Consider the following 21741-nt stretch of genomic DNA (forward strand, 5'->3'; position numbering starts at 1 on the left):
GGGCTCAGCCGAAGAACTCCGCGGCGTCGTCGTACCGGCTCTGCGGGACCAGCTTCAGCTGGCGGGTGGCGTCGGCCAGCGAGACGCGGCCGATCTCCTGGCCGCGCAGCGACACCATCATCCCGTACTCGCCCGCGTGCGCGGCGTCGGCGGCGTTGACGCCGAAGCGGGTGGCCAGCACGCGGTCGAACGGCGTCGGCGTGCCGCCGCGCTGTATGTGACCGAGAACCGTTACGCGCACTTCTTTGTTGATCCGCTTCTCGACCTCGAGGGCGAGCTGCTGCGCGACACCGGTGAAGCGCTCGTGGCCGAACTCGTCGAGTCCGCCCTGGCGCAGTTGCATCGACCCCGCCGCGGGCTTCGCGCCTTCTGCCACCACGCAGATGAAATGCGAATCGCCACGCACGAAACGTTGCTTGATCAGTCGGCAGACCTCTTCGACGTCGAAGGGCTGTTCGGGGATGAGGGTCATGTGCGCACCGGAGGCCAGTCCGGCGTTCAGCGCGATCCAGCCCGCGTGGCGGCCCATCACCTCGACGAGCATCACGCGCTGATGCGACTCCGCCGTGCTGTGCAACCGGTCGATGGCCTCGCTCGCCACCCCGAGCGCGGTGTCATGCCCGAACGTCAGGTCGGTGCAGTCGATGTCGTTGTCGATGGTCTTCGGCACGCCGACAACCGGGACGTTCTCCTCCGAGAGCCAGTGTGCCGCGGTGAGCGTGCCCTCCCCGCCGATCGGGATCAGCACGTCGATGCCGTTGTCGTCGAGCGTCTGCTTGATCTGTTCCAGCCCGGCGCGCAATTTCTCCGGATGCACCCGCGCCGTGCCGAGCATGGTGCCGCCCTTGGCCAGCAGCCGGTCGTTGCGGTCGTCGTTGGCCAGTTGTATGCGACGGTTCTCCAGCAGGCCGCGCCAGCCGTCCTGGAATCCGACGACCGACGAGCCGTAGCGCACGTCGCACGTGCGCACCACGGCCCGGATCACCGCGTTCAATCCGGGACAGTCGCCGCCACCGGTCAGCACTCCGATCCGCATGGCTACATCCTCCCCGAGATCCTCCCCGAGTGCGCCGGTGTTTGCGTCCTCTGTATGCGTTTGCGTCCGACAAACGCGCGCTCGAGGCGCCTAAACCGCGGTCGGTAGCGGTCCGCGTGCCGCTTCGTAGGCCGCACCGACCCGGTACAACCGGTCGTCGGCCAGGGCGGGCGCCATGATCTGCAGTCCGACGGGCAGCTCGTCGTCGGGTGACGGAACCGAAGGCACCGACATTCCGCAGTGTCCCGCGAGGTTCACCGGCAGCGTGCACAGGTCGGTCAGGTACATCGCCAACGGGTCGTCGACCTTCTCCCCCAACGGAAATGCCGTGGTCGGTGTCGTCGGGGAGATCAACACGTCGACCCTCTTGTACGCCTCGTCGAGGTCGCGCGCGATCAGCGTGCGTACCTTCTGCGCCTGGTTGTAATACGCGTCGTAATAGCCTGCCGACAACGCATATGTGCCAATCATCATGCGGCGCTTGACTTCAGGACCAAATCCCGCAGCGCGCGTCAACGCCATGACTTCCTCGGCGCTGTGCGTGCCGTCGTCGCCGACGCGCATCCCGAAGCGCATTGCGTCGAACCGCGCGAGGTTGCTGGAGACCTCGGACGGAAGGATCAGGTAGTAGGTGGACAGCGAATAGTCGAGATGCGGGCAGTCCACCTCGCTGAGCTCGGCGCCCAGCGCGGTCAGCTGTTCGACGGCGGCGTTGAACGACTCCAGCACGCCGGGCTGGTATCCGTCGCCGCGTAATTGCTTCACCACGCCGATCCGCATGCCCGCCAGGTCGCCGGCCGCCCCGGCTCGCGCGGCACCGACAACGTCGGGCACCGCCGCGTCGACCGACGTGGAATCCTTCGCGTCGTGCCCGGCGATCACCTGGTGCAGAAGGGCGGTGTCAAGGACGGTGCGTGCGCACGGACCGCCCTGATCCAGCGACGACGCGCAGGCGACGAGCCCGTAGCGCGACACGGTTCCGTACGTCGGTTTCACGCCGACCGTCGCCGTCAACGCGGCTGGCTGGCGGATCGAGCCACCGGTGTCGGTACCGATCGCCAACGGCGCCTGGAACGCGGCCAGCGCCGCCGCGCTGCCGCCGCCAGACCCGCCGGGAACGCGCTCGACATCCCAGGGGTTGCGGGTGGGCCCGAAGGCGGAGTTCTCGGTAGACGAACCCATCGCGAACTCGTCCAAGTTGGTCTTGCCGAGGATCGGCAGGCCCGCCGCACGCAACCGCAAGGTGACGGTCGCGTCGTATGGCGATGTCCAGCCCTCGAGGATCTTCGATCCACAGGTGGTCGGCATGTCGGTGGTGGTGAACACGTCCTTGAGCGCCACCGGCACCCCCGCCAGCGGCGAGGGCAGATCTTCTCCGGTGGCGACGGCCGCGTCGACGCGTGCCGCTGCTGCCAGCGCTCGATTCTCCGCGACGTGCAGGAACGCGTGATAGCGGTCGTCGGTCGTCGCGATCTGGTCCAGGTGCGCCCTGGTGACCTCGGTCGACGACACCTCCTTGGCGGCGATCTTCTCCCCGAGCGTCGCCGCGTCCATCCTGACGAGGTCGGTCACTGCGCCTCCCCCAGGATTCGCGGGACCGCGAACCGGCCCTCGGCCGCCTTGGGCGCCTGATCCAGCGCCTCCTGCTGCGTCAGGCACGGCTCCACCACGTCGGGCCGGAACACGTTGACCTCAGTGAGGGGATTGCCGGTCGGCTTGACCCCTTCGACGTCGACGGACTGGATCTGACTGACGTGACCGAGGATGACGTCCAGCTGTCCGGCGTAGTGGTCAAGCTCGTCTTCGCTCAGCGCGAGGCGGACCAGACGCGCCAGGTGAGCCACCTCGTCTCGGGAGATCTGCGACACGACAAGCAAGCCTAGTCACCGCCGTCGCGGCCGCCGAAGCCGGAATGCCTGCCCTCCCGTCCTGTGCGACAGTGTTGCGCGTGCCTACGTACCTGCTGCGGATCCAGCTCGAGGACCGACCCGGCAGCCTCGGCTCGCTCGCCGTGGCGCTCGGGTCGGTGGGCGCCGACATTCTGTCGCTCGACGTGGTCGAACGATCGGCGGGCTATGCGGTCGACGACCTCGTGGTCGAGCTCCCCCCCGGCGCCATGCCGGACATGCTGATCACCGCCGCCGAACAGCTCAACGGTGTCTACGTCGACTCCGTCCGGCCGCACACCGGCCTGCTCGAGGCGCATCGCGAACTCGAACTCATCGACCACATCGCCGCCGCCGACCGAAAGAACAAGTTGCAGGTCCTCGCCGACGAAGCGCCCCGCGTGTTGCGGGTGGGCTGGACCTCCGTGGTGCGCCTGACCGAGCGGGGAGCTGAGCGTGTCGTCGGCAGCTCCGGTGCGCCCGAGACACAGCCGACCGAGATCCCGTGGCTGCCGCTCGAGCACGCAAAAGCCCTCGACGGCGAGGCCGCCTGGGTGCCGCAGGTGTGGCGCGACATGGCGACCACCCTGGCCGCCGCCCCGCTCGGCGACCCGCGCACCGCGGTCGTGCTGGGACGGGCGGGCGGACCACAGTTTCGGCCGTCCGAGGTCGCCCGGTTGGGTTACCTCGCGGGGATCGTCGCAACGATTCTGCGCTGACCGTTACAGGACGGTTGCGCGGGAAGACACCTCGTCAGCCGCCGGCCGGTACCGGCCAGCGGTCGTTGACGTCGGCGTTGGTGTCCTTGCGGGCACAGTGCGCGCAACAGAACATCGCCTCTTCGGTCTCGATGCCGTGACCGAGGATTCGGCAGCCGCAGTGCGCGCACTCCGGCGCGAGCTGCACCGCCGCGCACTCGACGCTGTCGAACGTCGCGCTGTGGCCGTCGGGCCACGTCACGGTGAACGCCTTGTCGTAGTCGTTGCCACAGGTATCGCAGATCGCCATCACAACTCCTTGTCGATTCGCCCAATCGAGTGCCCCGAGGAGGGGGTGGACAAACGCGGCAGCGTTCAGAACGAGCAGCGACTCAGACCCCGTCGGGCCCGTTTTCCAGCAGCCGTGCGAAACCGTCCTCGTCGAGAATCGGCACCCCCAACTCGACGGCCTTGTCGTACTTCGAGCCTGGGGAGTCGCCTGCGACCACGTAGGCCGTCTTCTTCGACACCGACCCGGCCGCCTTGCCGCCGCGCGCGACGATCGCCTCCTTGGCTTCGTCGCGGGAGAAGCCGGTCAGCGATCCCGTGACGACGATCGACAACCCCTCCAGCGTCCGTTCGATGCTGGCGTCACGTTCGTCGGCCATCCGCACCCCGGCCGCGCGCCACTTGTCGACGATCGCGCGGTGCCAGTCGACGGTGAACCACTCGGTGACCGCGGCCGCGATCGTCGGGCCCACGCCCTCGACGACGGCAAGCTCGTCCTCCGAGGCCGCCATGACGGCGTCGAGGCTGCCGTACTCGGTGGCCAGGGCGCGCGCCGCCGTCGGCCCGACGTGCCGGATCGACAGCGCGACAAGCACGCGCCACAGCGGTTGCGATTTGGCCTTGTCCAGGTTGGCCAGCAGCCGCTTGCCGTTGGCCGAGAGCTGACCGTTCTTCGTGGTGAACAGGTCCGTGCGAAGCAGGTCCTCGTCGGTCAGCGTGAACAGGTCGCCCTCGTCGGCGATGACGCCGGCCTGCAGCAGCGCGGTGCCCGCTTCGTAACCCAGTCCCTCGATGTCGAAGGCGCCGCGACCCGCGACGTGAAACACGCGCTCGCGCAACTGAGCCGGACAGGATCGGGTGTTCGGGCAACGGATGTCGGCGTCGCCCTCCTTCGCGGGCGCGAGCTTGGTTCCGCACTCCGGGCAGTGGGTCGGCATCACGAACTCGCGTTCGGAGCCGTCGCGCAGATCGACGACCGGACCGAGCACCTCGGGGATCACGTCACCGGCCTTGCGGATGACCACCGTGTCGCCGATGAGCACGTCTTTGCGCTTGACCTCCGAGGCGTTGTGCAGCGTGGCCTGGCTGACCGTCGAGCCGGCCACCTTGACCGGCTCCATCCACGCGAACGGGGTGACTCGGCCGGTGCGCCCGACGTTGACCCTGATGTCGAGCAGTTTGGTCTGCGCCTCCTCGGGCGGGAACTTGTAGGCGATGGCCCAGCGCGGCGCCCGTGAGGTGGAGCCGAGCCTGCGCTGCAACGCGACATCGTCGACTTTGACCACCACGCCATCGATTTCGTGGTCGACGTCGTGGCGGTGCTCGCCCCAGTAGGCGATGCGTTCGGTGACCGCGTCGATTCCCGTCACCTGGGCGGTGTGCTCGGAGACCGGCAGCCCCCAGGCCGCCAGCGCGCGATAGGCGTCGTGCAGTGTCTTGGGCCGGAACCCCTCGGCTCGTCCTATGCCGTGGCAGATCATCCGCAGCTTGCGACGCGCGGTGACGGCGGGGTTCTTCTGCCGCAGCGAACCCGCGGCGCTGTTGCGTGGATTGGCAAACGGCGGCTTGCCGTCGGCGACCAGGCCGGCGTTGAGCTCCTCGAAGTCGGCGACCCGGAAGAACACCTCGCCGCGTACTTCGAGAACCTTGGGCAGCGGGAATTCGTCACTGTCCGTGAGCTTTTGGGGCACATCACCGATGGTGCGGGCGTTCAACGTGACGTCTTCACCGGTGCGGCCGTCACCGCGGGTGGCCGCGCGCTCCAACCGGCCGTCGCGGTACACCAGTGAAAGCGCCACCCCGTCGATCTTGAGTTCGCACAGGAATTGCGCCTCCTGCAGCACGTTTGGTCCGATCTCGCCCTTGAGTCGCCCCGCCCACGCGGCGAGCTCCTCGGGGGTGAACGCGTTGTCCAGGCTCAACATCCGCTCGAGGTGCTCGGCGGGGGTGAAGTCGGTGGAAAAGCCGGCCCCGCCGACCAGCTGCGTCGGCGAATCCGGGGTCCGTAGTTCCGGGTGCTCGTCTTCGAGCGCTTCTAGTTCGCGAAGCAGCGTGTCGAATTCGGCGTCGGTGATGATCGGCGAGTCCCGTACGTAGTAGCGGAACTGGTGCTCGCGCACCTCGTCGGCGAGCACTTGCCAGCGGCGACGCACGTCGGCGTCAGGGTCGTCGTCGGCCTGTGCGGCCAGCGCGTCTTCCGCACCCTTGGAGGTCACCTTCGCAGGCTAACCGAGCGGCCCGACAGCACCGCACCGTTACCCTGGCCCCATGCCGCATCCGATCATGTTCCGCGACGACGACCCGGTGCTGGCCCGGGTACGGACGGTGGCATTGGCGTTTCCCGAGGCTTATGAAAAGGTTTCGCACGGACGGCCCGCCTTCTTCGTCGCCAAGATGTTCGCCATGTACGGCGGCAGCGTGAAACCGCCGAACAAGGGCGACTACATCCAGTACCCGCAGTCGATCCTGGTCAAGGTCGACGACAGTGAACGACAGGCGCTGCAGCAGGACGCCCGGTTCTTTTCGCCTGCCTACCTCGGACCCTCGGGGTGGCTCGGGCTCGACCTGTCGGCTCGCGAGAACATCGACTGGGATGAGGTGCGGGAGCTGATCGATGCGTCGTTTCGGTTGACCGCGCCCAGGAAACTCGTCAAACAGCTCGACGACGTGTGAACAGGTAGGCGACAGACCATGATTCGATCGGAGACGCCATGAGTTTCGCGAGCCCCTTCCCCGAAGTCGACATCCCGTCCACCAGCATCTACGACTACCTGTTCGGTGGTATCGCCGAAGCCGACCTCGACCGCGTCGCACTCGTCGACGCGAAGTCCGGGCGGGAGACGACCTACCGCGAGACGATCGCGCGCATCGACGCGTTCGCGGGCGCGCTTGCCGGGCGCGGCATCGGGGTCGGCGATGTGGTCGGCTTGCTCGCGCCGAACAGCTCGGGGTTCGCCGTCGCATTCCACGGCATCCTGCGTGCGGGCGCGACTGCCACCACCATCAACGCGCTGTTCACCGCCAAGGACATCGCCAAACAGTTGACCGACTCGAACGCCAAGATGCTCGTGACGGTCTCGCCGCTGCTGGCGCACGCCGAAGAAGCGGCCGCAGCCGTCGGCATTCCCGACGACGGACTCGTGGTGCTCGACGGACCCGGTCAGGCCGCCGACGGACATCTCAACGCCGACGACCTGATGGGCCCCGGCCATCCGGCGCCGGAGGTGAGCTTCGCGCCCTCGTCTCACGTGGCGGTGCTGCCGTACAGCTCGGGTACGACCGCAAACCCGAAGGGCGTCATGCTCACCCACCGCAACCTGGTGGCCAACGTCGCCCAGATCCGCCCGCTGCACGGCATGGTCGCCGACGACACCGTGCTGGCCGTCCTCCCGTTCTTCCACATCTACGGGATGACCGTGCTGCTCAACGCGGCGCTGCACGCCCGGGCCCGATTGGTCATCATGCCGAGCTTCGATCTCGGCGACTTCCTGGGCAATATCCAGAATCACGCCTGCACCATCGCGTTCATCGCGCCGCCCGTCGCCGTCGCGCTGGCCAAGCATCCGCTGGTCGACGAGTACGACTTGTCGTCGTTGAATGTCGTGATGTCGGGCGCTGCCCCGTTGGACGCCGACCTCGGCCACGCCGTCGCCGAGCGTCTGGGGTGCCGCGTGGTCCAGGGTTACGGCATGAGCGAGCTCAGCCCGGTCAGCCACATCACGCCGTTCGACGGCGGTCAACAGGAGATGAACATGGTGGCCCCGCTCAGCTCGGTCGGCTGGACGGTGTCGAACGCCGCGTCGAAGATCATCGACCCAGAGACCGGTGACGAGATCGACCCGCCGACAGAGGGTCTCAGCGAAACCGGCGAACTGTTGTTCAAAGGCCCCAACGTGATGGCGGGCTACCTCGGCAACGAGAAGGCCACGAGGGAAACGATCGACGACCAAGGATGGTTGCACACCGGCGACCTCGCACAGGTCGACGCCAACGGCTGTGTCTACATCGTCGACCGGCTCAAGGAGCTGATCAAATACAAGGGTTATCAGGTGCCGCCGGCCGAACTGGAGGCCGTCCTGCTGAGCCATCCCGACATCGCCGACGCGGCCGTAATCGGAGTCGTCGACGCCGAAGGCGAAGAGGTGCCGAAAGCGTTCGTGGTCAAGCGATCCGGAGCCGAGTTGACCGAGCAGCAGGTGATCGAATTCGTCGCCGGCGAGGTGGCGCCCTACAAGAAGGTCCGCCAGGTGGCGTTCATCGACGCGGTACCGAAGTCGGCGTCCGGCAAGATCCTGCGCAAGGATCTGCGCGGCTGATCAGGGCCGCCCAATCCGTTCGACGGCCTGCGCCGCACGCGCCTGCCGGTAGCCCAGCGCGGCGCCCGCGACGGGGATCAGAAGCAACCCGGCCAGGCCCCACATCGGGTCGCTCGTCCCGGCCCCCGGCGCGACGACGAACTGGCGTACCACCGCCGACGGGGTGGCCTCCCAGTCGAGCGTCGCCGGCACGGGCGGTGCCGGGGAGAGCGGTGGCGGGGATAACGGCTGCTCAGACGCTTCGAACGCCAGAGGTGGTGGCTGCCAACCGGTTTCGGCTTCGGGATTGCGGCTCTCGGGCTCGCGCCCGTTGCCGAACATCACGTGAGGCGGCTCGAACGCGGGTGCCGGCGCACTCGCGGCACCGGATCCGCCGGAGGCGACCGGGTCGCTCGCCGACGCGGCGTTCACGGGCACTTCGACCGCGGGCGTCGCGGCGGTGACGGCCGGCCGGTTACTCGACGGCGGCTTCGCGAGGTCGTCGCGGCCTGACCCGACTCGCGACTCCGGACCGGTGCCCGGCCCGTCGATGCCCCCGGCCCGCTTGCTGCCGGTGGCGCGCTTGGCGTCGCCGCTGTCGTGGTTGCCGCCACGGTCTGCACTGTGTCCCCGGTCGGAGCCGCGCGAATCACCGGGGCGGGCTTGTGCGAGTGCCGCACCCGGTCCGGTCGCCAGGAGAACTACGGACACCACGCCGGCAGTTGCGGCGAGGCGCGGGTTCATCCGGACACCATATCCCTTCTCGGCATCCCTTCTCAGCAAAGGCGATCGACGCCGCCCGCGGAGCATTCTCGCATGAGCGGGCGCGCAGTATGCGGTGTCCGGTAGGAACGCCGCAGATCGCTTCGGCGAGGCTTGTTCTCAGTGATCCTCGACGTGGGCCCGCAGCCGTTCGATGGCGCGGTCCCACCGTTGCGACAGCTTCTCCAGGTACTCGCCGGCCTCCGCGAGGGGCGCAGGCTGCATCCGCCAGATGCGTTCACGGCCGCTGCGCCGGCTGCTCACCAGGCCCGCCGACTCCAACAGCAGCAGATGTTTGGTCGTTGCCTGCCGGCTGACCGGTATCACCTCAGCGACTTCGCTGGTCGAGCATGGCCCGCCGTCGCACAGTCTGGTGACGATGCGCAGGCGGTTCGGATCTCCCAGGGCGTTGAACAACGACGACACCGGCGCTTCGGCCGTCGATGTGCTCACACCGCCTCGCTGACTGCGAGGTACTTGCGCACCAGTTCGGTCTGCGTGGCCCAACCCTGTTCGTTGCCCTCGAACGCCGATGTCCGACGGTGTGGGGGAAGCGCGTCGAATCCGGACTCGACGATGCGCAGCAGCACACCTTCGGCGACCTCTTCGAGCGTGAACTCGACCAAGGTGGTCGGTTCGTCGGCGGCATCGACGCCTTCTTCGATTCCGTAGGGACGCCAGCGGAACGCCAGCCGTCGTTGCGGTTCGACCGCCTCGATATGCCACGCATCCGCCGTGCCGGCATACGGTTCCTGTTGCTTGGCCACGTCGGCGTCGACCGCCGTCGGCGTCATGACACCGGTGATCGAGGTACCGGCGACAAACGGCCCGTCGAACCGCACCCCGAACCACTGTCCGAACTCGTCGGCGTCGCTGATCGCCCGCCACACGCGTTCCAGCGGCGCCCTCAGCACCACTTCCTTCTCGATACGATCCGTACTCATATGCAACCTCCTGGTTGCGCCTCAATGTAGCGCGTGCACCCTTTTAACGCAACCTTTTGGTTGCTCTTCCAGTGTATACGCCGAATTCGTCTGCGCGGTATCGGTTTTCGGCCGGCCACGACTCCGACGCGGACTCCGTCGGCGGCTAGATCGCGTCGGGGTCCTCGGTGAGGGCGTCCGCCGCCTTCTGCGACAATTCGATCGCGGTGCGCGCCCAATCGGCGGTCGCGCCCGCCAGACCGCACGCGGGCGAGATGCCGATCCGCTCCTTGAGCACGGATCGGGCGAAGCCGAGTCGATCGGTCAGCGACACGGCGGCCTTGGCGATCTCTTCGGCCGACGGACGGGTCTCCGGCGCTGTCGGCGGCACCACGCCCAACACCACCGTGCAACCGGAGTCGACGAACTCCCCCACACCGTCGAGATCATCGGCCGCCAGTGTGGACACATCGACGGAAGCCGCGTCGATAGAACTGCGCTGCAACACATTCCACGGAACACCCGATGCACAGCTGTGTACGACCACCGGCGCGTCCACCGCGGCCGCGCATTCGTCGAGCAAGCCGACGGCCACTTGGCCGTCGACGGCATGCACCGGTGTCAGACTGGTAACGCCCGCCAGTCGGCCCTGCAGCGCCGGGGCTAACAGTGGTTCGTCGAACTGGACGACAACCGCGGCGTCCAGACGTCGACCGACATCCGCGCGGTGCGCTGCGACACCTTCGGCCAGCGAAGCGGTGAGGTCACGCACCGCGCCTCGGTCGGTCAGCGCGCGATGGCCGTTGGCGAGCTCGAGCTGCGTCGCCAACGTGACCGGTCCCGGCGACTGAACCTTGACGGTGCGGCCACCGCCGCGCAAACCTGCCTTCTCCCAAGCCTCTTCGAGCGCGTCGAGGTCCTCGTCGAGTAGGCTCCTCGCTCGTCTGAGCACCGCCGTGCGGCCGGCCGCGATTCGATATCCGCGGGGCACGGTGTCCATACCGATGTCGACCAGAATCGCCCCGGCCCGGCCGATCATGTCGGCGCCGATACCGCGGCCCGGCAGTTCCACCAGATGCGGCAAGGTGAGCAGTTCGCCGACGACGACCTCGGCGGCCTCGCGTGCCGACGTTCCGGGCCAGGACCCGATGCCGGTGGCCGCAGCGAAAGCACTCATTCGTTTCACGATATTCGACGGGGCTAATCTCACTCCGGAAGGGTTGGGGAAGGACAGGCCATGCCCGCAGCGCTACGGTCGATCGCCCTGTGGTGCGCGGTGGTCGCAATGACGTCTGGGTGCACTCACGTCATCGGCGGCGACGCGCTGCGGGCGACACCCGGCATCGACGCTGGATCGTTGTCACCGGTCGATGTGGAGACGATCATGCTCGACCAGTCGCAGATGCGCGCGATCACCGGAGCCGGCGACGACCTCACGATCATCCCGACCATGGACGGCAAAATCCCGGTCGACATCGAACCGCTCGCCGAGAGCACCCCCCTGCAATGTCAATGGATCTTCGCCGAGACCCAGACTTTCGGACCCGAGGTCGAAGAATTCCATAAGACCACCTTTCAGCACCCGCCGGAAGGTGGACTGATCTCCCAAGGCGCCGCGGCGTATCGCGACACCGCGACGGCACGACAGGCATTCGACTCGCTCGTCGCTCTCGTCGAGGGTTGCAGCGCAACGCCTTTGGGTCCGATGTTCGTCGGCGACTGGACCGTCGGCATGGACACCCTTCAGACCCGGCCATCGGGCGCCTGTGGTCGCGATTACCGCGTGAAGTCGGTCGTGCTGGTGGAGGTGATGGCGTGCCGGTTCGCAGAGTCGGTGCCCGAGATCGTCATGGCGAACATCCTGGCCAACGTTCCCGGATAGCTACCGGGTGATCGTCGCGCTGCCCAGCACCTCGTCGCCGGCGAGGTCGGGGCGGTACAACACCATCGTCTGGCCGGGGGCGACTCCGCGCAGGGGCGTCCGCAGCTCGACGACGAGCCGGCCGTCGCGCAGTTCAGCCACGCCGTCTCCGATACCGCCGTGCGCGCGGACCTGCACCTGGCATTCGGTCGGCCCCGGAGGCGCGACACCGGAGGTGAAGACCGGCCGCTCACCGGTCAAGGCCCACACATCGAGGTCGTCGGCGCCGCCGACTCGCACGGTCGCGGTCTGCGGGTCGATCCGCGTCACATAGCGCGGCTGTCCGTCCGGCCCGGGCCCGGCGATGCCCAGCCCCTTGCGTTGACCGACCGTGAACCCGTGCACGCCGTCGTGTTCAGCGAGCACCGTACCTGCCGCGTCGACGACCGAACCGCGTCGCACGCCGATTCTGGCCCCGAGGAACGCGCGGGTGTCACCGGAGGGAATGAAGCAGATGTCGTGACTGTCCGGTTTGTCGGCGACCGCGAGCCCACGACGCGCCGCCTCCTCGCGGATCTGCGGCTTCGGGGTGTCGCCGACCGGGAACACCGCGTGCCGCAGCTGCTCGGCGGTCAGGACAGCGAGCACGTACGACTGGTCTTTGGCGGCATCGACAGCGCGCCGCAATCGGCCGTCCGACAATCGGGCGTAATGTCCGGTGGCCACGGCATCGAACCCCAGCGCCAGCGCGCGGGCGGCCAACGCCGAGAACTTGATCCGCTCGTTGCACCGCACGCACGGGTTGGGCGTCTCCCCGCGGGCGTATGACGAAACGAAGTCGTCGATGACATCCTCTTTGAACCGGTCGGCGAAATCCCAGACATAGAAGGGAATGTCGAGAATATCGGCGACCCGGCGCGCGTCGCCCGCGTCTTCCTTCGAACAACAGCCGCGGGAGCCGGTGCGCAGCGTGGCCGGAGACGGTGACAGAGCCAGATGAACACCGACGACGTCGTGGCCGGCGTCGACCATCCTGGCAGCCGCGACCGAGGAGTCGACGCCACCGCTCATGGCAACGAGTACCCGCACTATTCGACCACTCCCGAACTTGCCAGAGCCGCCTGTCGAGCCCGTTCGACCGCGCCGGGCAGTACCGCGAGCGCGGCATCGACGTCCGCCTCACTGCTGGTGTGCCCCAACGAGAGTCGCAGCGAGCCGCGGGCACTCGCCGGGTCCGCACCCATCGCGATCAGCACATGCGAGGGCTGTGCGACACCGGCCGTGCACGCCGAACCCGTCGAACACTCGATGCCTTTGGCATCCAACAACATCAGCAACGAGTCGCCCTCGCAGCCGCGGAAAGTGAAGTGGCAGTTCCCGGGCAGCCGTGCGGCGCCCGTCGCGCCGTTCAACTCGACGTCGTCGATGGCGGCGAGCACGCCCTGGATCAGGCGGTCACGAAGCGCCGACACCCGTGCGCCGTTGATCCCGAGCCCTTCGATCGCAACCCTCGCCGCCGCGGCCATCGCGACAGCACCGGCGACATACGGTGTGCCGGAGCGGACGTCGCGCTCCTGGCCGCCGCCGTGCAGCAGTGGGACGCACACCGTGTCGCGGCGCAGCAGCAAAGCACCGATCCCCGTGGGGCCACCGAACTTGTGTGCAGCGATGCTCATCGCCGAGAGCCCACTCCCGGTAAAGTCGACAGGGATGTGGCCGACGGCCTGAACGGCGTCACTGTGCATCGGCACGTCGAATTCTGCTGCTACGCTGGCGAGCTCGGCGATCGGCATGATCGTCCCGACCTCGTTGTTGGCCCACATCACCGAGATCAGCGCCACGTCGTCGTTGTCCTGCAACGCCTGTCTCAGCGCCGTCGGCGTGACCGCACCGTCCTTCTCGACGGGCAGCCAGGTCACGTCGGCGCCCTCATGCTCGACCAGCCACTCGACCGAATCGAGTACGGCGTGGTGCTCGACCGGCGTCGTCACGATCCGCCTGCGGCGCGGATCGGCGTCGCGACGGGCCCAGAAGACGCCCTTGACCGCGAGGTTGTCGCTCTCGGTGCCACCCGCGGTGAAGATGACCTCCGACGGGCGGGCGCCCAGCAGATTGGCCAGCGACTCGCGCGACTCCTCCATTCGCCGCCGCGCCGTGCGGCCCGTGCCGTGCAACGACGACGCGTTGCCGACCGTCGTCATCGCGGCCGTCATCGCCTCGATGGCAGCGGGATGCATCGGGGTGGTGGCGGCGTGATCGAGGTAGACCGGCTGATCCGAGGTCATAACCCGTCAAGAATAGCCGTCGAGCCGCGGCTCCCCCGATCCGCTCAGGCCACGAGCGCGTGACCGGGCGGGTGTCGCGTCGGATCGCCCCGCACCGCCGTCTCGCAGCGGAACGCCAGGTCACGGCGGTCGGTTCCGGGTAGTTGCAGCGACCCCACGTGCATCCGCGCGACCGTGCGCTTGGTGGTGACCAGTCGTCGGATCGACGTGAGCAGTGTGTCGTCGCCCACATAGGCGGCGACGGTCGAGGCGGCGCCGTCGGCGTGGTGATACGTCAGCCGCAGCGGTTGGACCGGCCTGCCCGCGTCGATGGCGGCCTGGAACATGGCGGGGCGAAAGCGGCCGTACGCCAGGCCGCAGTAGGTCGTGCCCTCCGGGAAGGCGACCACGGTGTGGCCCGCACGCAGGTTGCGCGTGACGGCACGCACCACGTCGGGAAGGCGCCGAAGATTCCCCCGCTCGATCGGGATCACCTTGAGCAGTCGGGCCAGCAGTCCGAGGCCCGGCCAGCTGACGAGTTCGGACTTGGCGACGAACCGGCCCGGCAGCACCGAGCCGATCACGAAGACGTCCACCCAGGAGATGTGGCCGCTGACCACCAGAACGCCGCTCAGATTGCGGATCGGGCCGCCGGAGACCCTGGTGCGCACTCCCAGGCAATACAGCAGCAGCCGACAGTAGCCGCGCTGGAGATGAGAACGGCCGGGAGCGGGGACGGCCAGCAGCGGCGCCAGCAGCAGGAGCAGCACCGCCAAGGTGACCCGCACCGCGGCGCGGCAGGCGATGATCACCCGGCGTCCGGAAAGCCCGGTACCGACGCCGACGCAGCTCGCATCACAGGACGCCCGTGGCACCCAGGTACCGAGGGTGCTCACGACGCCATCCCGTCGGTCACCGTGGCGGCCGCCTCCACGGATCTCAGCCTGCGCAGGTAGCGCATATCGGCCCGGCGTTTGTCGAGCAACGCCGGAAAGTCGCCCACACCGAAGTCGGTGTCGTGCGCAGGTTCGCCGCAGACCTGCGCGCCGAGCCGCAGGTAGCCGCGCATCAGCGGGGGAACGGCGAGCCTCTCCGGCGGGTCGATGTCGTCGAGGACCCTGCCATCGATGGTCACCGGGCGGTACGGGTGCACGGTGTAGAGCGCCGGTGCGGCGTGGCGACGACGGACGAAATCGCGGACGCCGCGGATCTGTGCACCCGGCGCGTAGCCATCCGGGCCCTGGACGGGTACCGACACGCATCCCGTCACGTAGTCGTATCCGCAGCGGTCGAGGTAGGCCAGAATCCCGGCCCACATCAGCAGCACGACGGCTCCGTTACGGTGATCCGCCCGTACCGCGGCCCGCCCCATCTCGACCAGGCCGGGTCGCAGCGGATCGAGCGCGCGGACATCGAATTCGGTTGCGCTGTAGAGATTTCCGGCGGCCAGGGCCCCTGCGGGTGGCAGCATCCGATAGCAGCCGACGAGCTCACCGGTGACATCCTCGCGTACCAGCAGATGGTCGCAATGCTGGTCGAAGCGGTCGGCGTCCACGCCGTCGGCAGCGCGGAGGGTGAAACCGGGCTCGGCGGTGAACACCTCGTGGCGCAGGCGCTGCGCCGCCTCGACGAGCGTCTCATCCGTCGTCAGCAGCAGGGTGTAGCGCGGGGCCGGTCCGGACAACCCGGTCCGGCCGCGGTCGATCTCCTCAGGGGCGATGAGTACAGAAGCAGTGCTCATGGATGCACGGTCGCCTAGCCGCGTCTCCGGGCGGCATCTGACGCGTGACGTGTCGATGAGCGCCAGGTGACGAATTTCCCCAAGGCATGCAAAAGGCCCCCGAGCCGAACCCGGGGGCCTTCGCGCGATGGCTCAGCCCTTGCGAGCCTTGACCGCCTCGGTCAGCTGCGGTGTGACCTTGAACAGGTCGCCGACGATGCCGAGGTCGGCGATCTCGAAAATCGGCGCCTCTTCGTCCTTGTTGACCGCGATGATCGTCTTGGACGTCTGCATGCCGGCGCGGTGCTGAATCGCGCCGGAAATGCCCAACGCGATGTACAGCTGCGGCGAGACCGTCTTACCGGTCTGGCCCACCTGGAACTGGCCCGGGTAGTAGCCGGAGTCGACGGCGGCACGGGAGGCGCCTACAGCGCCGCCGAGCGAGTCCGCCAGTTCCTCGACCACCTTGAAGTTCTCGGCGCTGCCCACACCGCGGCCTCCCGAGACGACAACCGTTGCCTCGGTGAGCTCCGGGCGGTCGCCCGCGACGGCGGGTTCGCGCTTGGTGATCTTCGTCGCATTCTCGGCCTGCGCGGGCACCTCGACGTTGACGACCTCGCCCGCACCGTCGGCGGGTTCGGCGTCGATGGAACCGGCGCGCAGCGTGATGACCGGTACCTCACCGGTGGACTCGGCCTCGACGGTGAACGCACCACCGAAGATCGAGTGAACGCCCACTCCGCCGTCCGTGATGTCGACGACGTCGCTGAGCACACCGGAGCCGATCCGGGCCGCCAGGCGACCGGCGATCTCCTTGCCGTCGGCGCTGGAGGCCAGCAGCACGCCGGCCGGCGAGGCGGACTCGACCAGCGAGGCCAGCACGTCGACCTGCGGCGTGATCAGATAGCTCTCCGCATCCTCGGACTCGGCGACGTACACCTTCGCGGCACCGGCGGCCTTCAGCCCGTCGACGAGCGGTTGTGCGGTGCCCGGCGCGCCGACGACGACGGCCGAGGGCTCGCCGAGCTTGCGAGCCGCGGTGATCAACTCCGAGGTGACCTTCTTCAGCGCACCTTCGGCGTGCTCAACGAGCACGAGTACTTCAGCCATGAGTTCTTCTCTCGTCTCTTGTTCTTCGCAGTCCAGAAGGAATGATCTGCTAGATAATTTTCTGGGCGACCAGGTACTCGGCGATCTTGGTCCCGCCGTCACCTTCGTCGGTGACCTTCTCGCCGGCGGTCTTCGGCGGCTTCGGCGTCGAAGACAGCACCTTGGACCCGGCGTTGGCGAGACCGACCTCATCGGCCTCGACACCGATCTCGGCGAGCGTGAGCTTGGTGACTTCCTTCTTCTTGGCGGCCATGATGCCCTTGAAGGACGGGAAGCGAGGCTCGTTGATCTTCTCGTTGACGCTGACCACTGCGGGCAGGGGCGCTTCGACGAAGAACACACCGTCGTCGGTCTCCCGCTCGCCCCTGACCTTCCCGCCTTCGACGGTCACCTTGCGCAGATGCGTCAGCTGCGGCAGGCCCAGGTACTCGGCGATGATCGCGGGGACCGCGCCGCCGGTGCCGTCGGTGGCCTCGTTGCCGGCGATGACCAGCTCGGTGCCCTCGATGGTGCCCAGCGCACGCGCCAGGGCCCAACCGGTCTGGACCATGTCCGAGCCGTGCATGCCCTCGTCGACGAGGTGCACGGCCTTATCGGCACCCATCGACAGCGCCTTGCGGATCGCCTCGGTCGCGCGCTCGGGGCCGGCGGTGAGCACCGTCACCGTGCTCTCGCCGCCTTCCCGCTCCTTGATGAGCAGCGCTTCTTCGACGGCGCGCTCGTTGATCTCGTCGAGCACCGCGTCGGCGGCCTCGCGGTCGAGAGTGAAGTCGCCGTCGGTGAGCTTGCGCTCCGACCAGGTGTCAGGGACCTGTTTGATCAGGACCACGATGTTCGTCATGAGTCTGGTTCGTCCTCCTCGAAGGGACCGATGGTCGGCCCGCATATCACGCTCTGAGCAACCACCACCATGTTACTCGCGGGTAACTTGCGGTGGTTTGCAGGAACACTGTAGCGGGTCGAAGTTCACGTTCTAGCAGCACGTAGGGGGTGAACCATTCGTCTGTGGGCCGTTTCACGTTAGCCTGCCTTGCAATGAGCGCTTTTGTTACTGACGGACCGGACCTCCCGCTGACCGGGGAACGCACGGTTCCGGGACTCGCGGAGGAGAACTACTGGTTCCGCCGCCACGAGGTCGTCTATGAGCGGCTGGCCGACCGCTGCGCGGATCGCGACGTGCTCGAGGCGGGGTGCGGCGAGGGTTATGGGGCCGATCTGATCGCCGATGTGGCCCGCCGCGTGATCGGCCTGGACTACGACGAGTCGGCGGTCGCTCACGTCCGCGCGCGGTATCCGCGGGTCGACATGCGCCATGGAAACCTGGCCGAGCTTCCGCTCGCCGACGGCTCAGTTGACGTCGTGGTGAACTTCCAGGTCATCGAACACCTCTGGGACCAGGGGCAATTCGTGCGCGAATGCCTGCGTGTACTGCGACCGGGTGGCCGTCTGCTGATGTCCACGCCGAACCGGATCACGTTCTCCCCCGGCCGGGACACGCCGATCAACCCGTTCCACACTCGCGAACTCAACGCCGCCGAGTTGACCGAACTGCTCAGCACGGAGGGTTTCGCGATCGAAGGCGTGTCGGGGGTCTTTCACGGCCGTCGACTCGTCGAGCTCGACGTCCGACACGGGGGATCGATCATCGACGCCCAGATCGCGCGGGCACTGGCCGATGCGCCGTGGCCCGAAGACCTGCTCGCCGACGTGGCGTCGGTGCGCAGCGACGACTTCGATCTGGTCGACGCGTGCGATCGGAACATCGACGACAGCCTGGACCTGGTCGCGATCGCGGTGCGGCCGTGACTTCCCCCGACCCTCCGGCTCCCCGGCCCAATGTCGCCGGCCCTCCGGCTCCCCGGCCGAATGTCGCCGGCCCTCCGGCTCCCCGGCCCAATGTCGCCGGCCCTCCGGCTCCGGGCCTCTTCACCCTCGTCCTCCACACCCACCTACCCTGGCTCGCGCACCACGGCCGATGGCCCGTCGGCGAGGAATGGCTCTACCAGTCGTGGTCAGCGTCGTACCTGCCCCTCATGCGGGTACTGCGCACACTGGCGGCCGAAGGTCGTCGACACCAGCTGACGCTCGGCATGACGCCCGTGGTCACCGCCCAACTCGACGACCCGTACTGCCTGACGGGTATGCACCACTGGCTGGCGAACTGGCAACTGCGAGCGCTCGAGGCGACGACTCTCGGAGATTCATTGCGGCGCTTCGGCGTTCGCGAGCACGCCGAGGCCGAGCAGGCGCTGGAGGACTTCGCCACGCTGTGGGCGCACGGTGGCAGCCCGTTGTTGCGCGAGTTGATCGACGCCGAGACCATCGAACTGCTCGGCGGTCCGCTGGCGCATCCGTTCCAGCCGCTGCTGAATCCCAGACTGCGGGAGTTCGCCCTGCGCGAGGGACTCGCCGACGCCCGCCTGCGGTTCGCGCACACGCCGACCGGCATCTGGGCACCGGAGTGCGCTTACGCGCCCGGGATGGAAACCGACTACGCCGCAGCGGGTGTGGGCCACTTCATGGTCGACGGGCCGTCCCTGCATGGCGACACGGCGCTGGGCCGCCCCGTCGCATCGTCCGATGTGGTCGCGTTCGGCCGGGACCTTCACGTCAGCTACCGGGTGTGGTCACCGAAATCCGGCTACCCCGGGCACACCGCCTACCGCGACTTCCACACCTACGACCACACGACCGGCCTCAAGGCGGCCAGAGTCACCGGTCGCAATGTGCCGTCCGAGGCCAAGGCCCCGTACGACCCCGAGCGCGCCGACCGCGCGATCGACGCCCATGTCGCGGATTTCGTCGAGGTGGTCCGGCAGCGACTGTGCGACGAGACTGAACGCATCGGGCGGCCCGCACACGTCATCGCCGCATTCGACACCGAGTTGTTCGGCCACTGGTGGTACGAGGGTCCGGTGTGGCTCGAGCGGGTGCTGCGCGCGCTGCCCGAGGCCGGTGTGCGCGTCGGCACGCTCGCTGATGCCAGGGCCGACGGCTTCGTGGGTTCGCCCGTCGAAATACCGCCCAGCTCTTGGGGTTCCGGTAAGGACTGGCAGGTGTGGGCCGGCGAGCAGGTCGCCGAACTGGTGCGGTTGAACACCGAGGTCGTCGACACCGCGCTGAGCACCGTCGACAAGGCCCTGGGAGAAACCGACGCTCCGCCGGCACGCAACTTCGTCGCCGACCAGATCCTGCGCGAGACGCTGCTGACCGTGTCCAGCGATTGGCCTTTCATGGTCAGCAAGAACTCCGCGGCGGACTATGCCCGTTACCGTGCGCATCTGCACGCCCACGCCACCCGCGAGATCGCCGACGCCGCGGCCTCCGGTCGCCACGAGCACGCACAGCGTCTCGCCGCGGGCTGGAACCGCGCCGACGGTCTGTTCGGTGCGCTGGACGCGCGGCGGTTGCCACGGTGACCAACGCGACTTCTCCCGCGAGCGTCCGTGTTTGCACACCGACACGCCGCGAAACCACACCATTCCGCGGTCGCTCGCGCCGAGGTCAGCGGCCGTGAAAATCCTCATGGTGTCGTGGGAGTACCCGCCGGTCGTGGTCGGCGGGCTCGGCCGACACGTGCATCACCTGGCCACCGCGCTCGCGGAGGCGGGCCATGAGCTCGTCGTGCTCAGCCGCCGACCGTCGAACACCGACCCGAGCACGCATCCGACCACCGACGAGATCGCCGAAGGCGTGCGCGTCGTCGCTGCGGCGCACGATCCGCATGAATTCGACTTCGGCTCCGACATGATGGCGTGGACGTTGGCGATGGGCCACTCGATGGTCCGCACCGGGTTGGCCCTGAAGTCACGACGCGGCCGTCCGTGGCGGCCCGACGTCGTGCACGCACACGACTGGCTGGTCGCCCACCCCGCGATCGCGCTGGCCGAATTCTTCGATGTGCCACTGGTTTCCACGGTCCACGCCACCGAAGCGGGCAGGCATTCCGGTTGGGTGTCGGGCCGGATCAGCCGGCAGGTACACGCGGTGGAGTCGTGGTTGGCGCGCGAATCCGATTCGCTGATCACCTGTTCGGCGTCGATGCGCGACGAGGTCTGTGAACTCTTCGGGCCCGGGCTGGCCGAAACGTATGTCATTCGCAACGGGATCGACTGTGGCCGATGGCCATTCGCGCGACGGCGACCCAGGACCGGCTCCGCCCGATTGCTCTACCTCGGCCGGCTCGAGTATGAGAAAGGCATCCACGACGCGATCGCCGCGCTGCCCCGCATCCGACGCACCCATCCGGGCACCACGCTGACCATCGCCGGCGAAGGCACACAACTGGACTGGCTCGTGGAGCAAGCGCGAAAGCACAAGGTGATCAAGGCGACCGCATTCGTCGGGCACCTCGACCACGCCGGGTTGGTGAACCTGCTGCACACCGCAGACGCGGCCGTGTTGCCCAGCCACTACGAACCGTTCGGCATCGTCGCACTGGAGGCCGCGGCGACCGGAATCCCGTTGGTCACCTCGGATGTCGGGGGGTTGGGCGAAGCGGTCATCGACGGCGAAACCGGAATGTCCTTCCCGCCGCGTGATATTGCGCGCCTGGCGGCGGCCGTCCACTCGGTGCTCGACGACCCGCACGCCGCGCAGCAGCGCGCCATCGCCGCCCGCGAGCGGCTCACCTCCGAGTTCGAATGGCACGCGATCGCCGACGAAACCGCCCAGGTGTACCTGGCCGCCAAACGGCGTGAGCGCGAACCGCATCGGCGCCGCCCGATCGTCGAACACGCCCTGCCCGGTCGCTGATCACGCTTTGGACGTGCCGACTGGCGGGGATCGTGGTTGATCCCCGCCAGCGGCGTTGTGTGGTCGGGCTCAGAACAGGCCGGCGTCGACGGTGGTGTCCACATCGACGTCGGTGTTGACCTGACCGGAGTTGTCGGTCGAGT

22 protein-coding genes are annotated in these 21741 nt (G+C 68.1%); 7 read left to right on the top strand and 15 right to left on the bottom strand.

Annotated features, from left to right (window positions below; genetic code table 11):
- Window positions 1-4: 4 nt before the first annotated feature.
- From AU193_RS12770 to gatC, 3 genes are all read right to left on the bottom strand, one after another.
- The gene (locus AU193_RS12770) at window positions 5-1036 is read right to left on the bottom strand and encodes an ATP-dependent 6-phosphofructokinase (RefSeq protein WP_064422751.1); all 1032 of its coding nucleotides are present in this window, start codon (window positions 1034-1036) and stop codon (window positions 5-7) included.
- A 90-nt stretch (window positions 1037-1126) separates the two neighbouring features.
- A complete protein-coding gene (gene gatA / locus AU193_RS12775) occupies window positions 1127-2608 on the bottom strand; it encodes an Asp-tRNA(Asn)/Glu-tRNA(Gln) amidotransferase subunit GatA (RefSeq protein ID WP_172798293.1) in 1482 nt (493 codons plus the stop codon).
- On the bottom strand, window positions 2605-2904 hold the full coding sequence (gene gatC, locus AU193_RS12780; protein WP_064422752.1) for an Asp-tRNA(Asn)/Glu-tRNA(Gln) amidotransferase subunit GatC: 300 nt from the start codon (window positions 2902-2904) through the stop codon (window positions 2605-2607). Before gatC ends, gatA begins: the two co-directional genes overlap by 4 nt.
- Before the next feature lie 80 nt (window positions 2905-2984).
- Between gatC and AU193_RS12785 the strand changes: the two genes are divergently transcribed.
- Window positions 2985-3641 carry a hypothetical protein gene (locus tag AU193_RS12785; RefSeq protein WP_064422775.1) on the top strand — a complete coding sequence of 219 codons (657 nt, stop codon included), beginning with the start codon at window positions 2985-2987 and terminating at the stop codon, window positions 3639-3641.
- A gap of 34 nt (window positions 3642-3675) precedes the next feature.
- Here the strand turns inward: AU193_RS12785 and AU193_RS12790 are convergent, their stop codons facing one another.
- Together AU193_RS12790 and ligA are read right to left on the bottom strand one after the other, a co-directional pair.
- Window positions 3676-3930: a hypothetical protein gene (locus AU193_RS12790; protein WP_064402823.1), complete on the bottom strand. Its 255-nt coding sequence runs from the start codon at window positions 3928-3930 to the stop codon at window positions 3676-3678.
- Window positions 3931-4012: 82 nt separating this feature from the next.
- Entirely contained in the window at window positions 4013-6097 is a 2085-nt protein-coding gene (gene ligA, locus AU193_RS12795) for an NAD-dependent DNA ligase LigA (protein ID WP_156425193.1), read from the bottom strand.
- Window positions 6098-6176: 79 nt separating this feature from the next.
- On the opposite strand from ligA, the gene AU193_RS12800 reads away from it, so the two are divergent.
- Both AU193_RS12800 and AU193_RS12805 read left to right on the top strand, forming a co-directional pair.
- Window positions 6177-6581, top strand: coding sequence for an MmcQ/YjbR family DNA-binding protein (locus AU193_RS12800; RefSeq protein WP_064422754.1), 405 nt, complete (start codon window positions 6177-6179; stop codon window positions 6579-6581).
- A 38-nt stretch (window positions 6582-6619) separates the two neighbouring features.
- Entirely contained in the window at window positions 6620-8224 is a 1605-nt protein-coding gene (locus AU193_RS12805) for a 4-coumarate--CoA ligase family protein (RefSeq protein WP_064422755.1), read from the top strand.
- On the opposite strand, the gene AU193_RS12810 is transcribed toward AU193_RS12805, so the two are convergent.
- The 4 genes from AU193_RS12810 to AU193_RS12825 form a co-directional block, all read right to left on the bottom strand.
- A complete protein-coding gene (locus tag AU193_RS12810) occupies window positions 8225-8947 on the bottom strand; it encodes a hypothetical protein (RefSeq protein ID WP_064422756.1) in 723 nt (240 codons plus the stop codon).
- Window positions 8948-9085: 138 nt separating this feature from the next.
- Window positions 9086-9418 (bottom strand): helix-turn-helix transcriptional regulator, encoded by a 333-nt coding sequence (locus tag AU193_RS12815; RefSeq protein ID WP_064422757.1) that lies wholly within the window; start codon window positions 9416-9418, stop codon window positions 9086-9088.
- Window positions 9415-9909 (bottom strand): SRPBCC family protein, encoded by a 495-nt coding sequence (locus AU193_RS12820; RefSeq protein WP_064422758.1) that lies wholly within the window; start codon window positions 9907-9909, stop codon window positions 9415-9417. The genes AU193_RS12815 and AU193_RS12820 overlap by 4 nt, the downstream gene beginning before the upstream one ends.
- A 145-nt stretch (window positions 9910-10054) precedes the next feature.
- The gene (locus tag AU193_RS12825; protein ID WP_064422759.1) at window positions 10055-11065 is read right to left on the bottom strand and encodes a methionine synthase; all 1011 of its coding nucleotides are present in this window, start codon (window positions 11063-11065) and stop codon (window positions 10055-10057) included.
- A 60-nt stretch (window positions 11066-11125) separates the two neighbouring features.
- Here AU193_RS12825 and AU193_RS12830 point away from each other — a divergent pair, with 60 nt between their 5' ends.
- The gene (locus AU193_RS12830; protein ID WP_064422760.1) at window positions 11126-11770 is read left to right on the top strand and encodes a sensor domain-containing protein; all 645 of its coding nucleotides are present in this window, start codon (window positions 11126-11128) and stop codon (window positions 11768-11770) included.
- Here the strand turns inward: AU193_RS12830 and mnmA are convergent, their stop codons facing one another.
- The 6 genes from mnmA to AU193_RS12860 form a co-directional block, all read right to left on the bottom strand.
- Window positions 11771-12838: a tRNA 2-thiouridine(34) synthase MnmA gene (gene mnmA / locus AU193_RS12835; RefSeq protein ID WP_064422761.1), complete on the bottom strand. Its 1068-nt coding sequence runs from the start codon at window positions 12836-12838 to the stop codon at window positions 11771-11773. It abuts the gene before it with no gap.
- The gene (locus AU193_RS12840; protein WP_064422762.1) at window positions 12838-14034 is read right to left on the bottom strand and encodes a cysteine desulfurase family protein; all 1197 of its coding nucleotides are present in this window, start codon (window positions 14032-14034) and stop codon (window positions 12838-12840) included. The genes mnmA and AU193_RS12840 overlap by 1 nt, the downstream gene beginning before the upstream one ends.
- Window positions 14035-14078: 44 nt before the next feature.
- The gene (locus tag AU193_RS12845; protein ID WP_064422763.1) at window positions 14079-14909 is read right to left on the bottom strand and encodes a 1-acyl-sn-glycerol-3-phosphate acyltransferase; all 831 of its coding nucleotides are present in this window, start codon (window positions 14907-14909) and stop codon (window positions 14079-14081) included.
- Window positions 14906-15754 carry a GNAT family N-acetyltransferase gene (locus AU193_RS12850; protein ID WP_064422764.1) on the bottom strand — a complete coding sequence of 283 codons (849 nt, stop codon included), beginning with the start codon at window positions 15752-15754 and terminating at the stop codon, window positions 14906-14908. The genes AU193_RS12845 and AU193_RS12850 overlap by 4 nt, the downstream gene beginning before the upstream one ends.
- Window positions 15755-15886: 132 nt before the next feature.
- A complete protein-coding gene (locus AU193_RS12855) occupies window positions 15887-16843 on the bottom strand; it encodes an electron transfer flavoprotein subunit alpha/FixB family protein (protein ID WP_064422765.1) in 957 nt (318 codons plus the stop codon).
- 49 nt (window positions 16844-16892) lie between these two features.
- Window positions 16893-17684 (bottom strand): electron transfer flavoprotein subunit beta/FixA family protein, encoded by a 792-nt coding sequence (locus AU193_RS12860; RefSeq protein ID WP_064422766.1) that lies wholly within the window; start codon window positions 17682-17684, stop codon window positions 16893-16895.
- A gap of 194 nt (window positions 17685-17878) precedes the next feature.
- Here AU193_RS12860 and AU193_RS12865 point away from each other — a divergent pair, with 194 nt between their 5' ends.
- The 3 genes from AU193_RS12865 to AU193_RS12875 all read left to right on the top strand — a co-directional run bounded on the left by AU193_RS12865 (window position 17879) and on the right by AU193_RS12875 (window position 21598).
- Entirely contained in the window at window positions 17879-18649 is a 771-nt protein-coding gene (locus tag AU193_RS12865; RefSeq protein WP_064422767.1) for a bifunctional 2-polyprenyl-6-hydroxyphenol methylase/3-demethylubiquinol 3-O-methyltransferase UbiG, read from the top strand.
- The gene (locus AU193_RS12870; RefSeq protein ID WP_082682956.1) at window positions 18646-20262 is read left to right on the top strand and encodes a glycoside hydrolase family 57 protein; all 1617 of its coding nucleotides are present in this window, start codon (window positions 18646-18648) and stop codon (window positions 20260-20262) included. The genes AU193_RS12865 and AU193_RS12870 overlap by 4 nt, the downstream gene beginning before the upstream one ends.
- Before the next feature lie 94 nt (window positions 20263-20356).
- Window positions 20357-21598: a glycosyltransferase family 4 protein gene (locus AU193_RS12875; protein WP_172798294.1), complete on the top strand. Its 1242-nt coding sequence runs from the start codon at window positions 20357-20359 to the stop codon at window positions 21596-21598.
- Window positions 21599-21741 lie beyond the last annotated feature (143 nt).

Source organism: Mycobacterium sp. GA-1285 (genome assembly GCF_001499905.1).
Taxonomy (GTDB): Bacteria; Actinomycetota; Actinomycetes; order Mycobacteriales; family Mycobacteriaceae; genus Mycobacterium.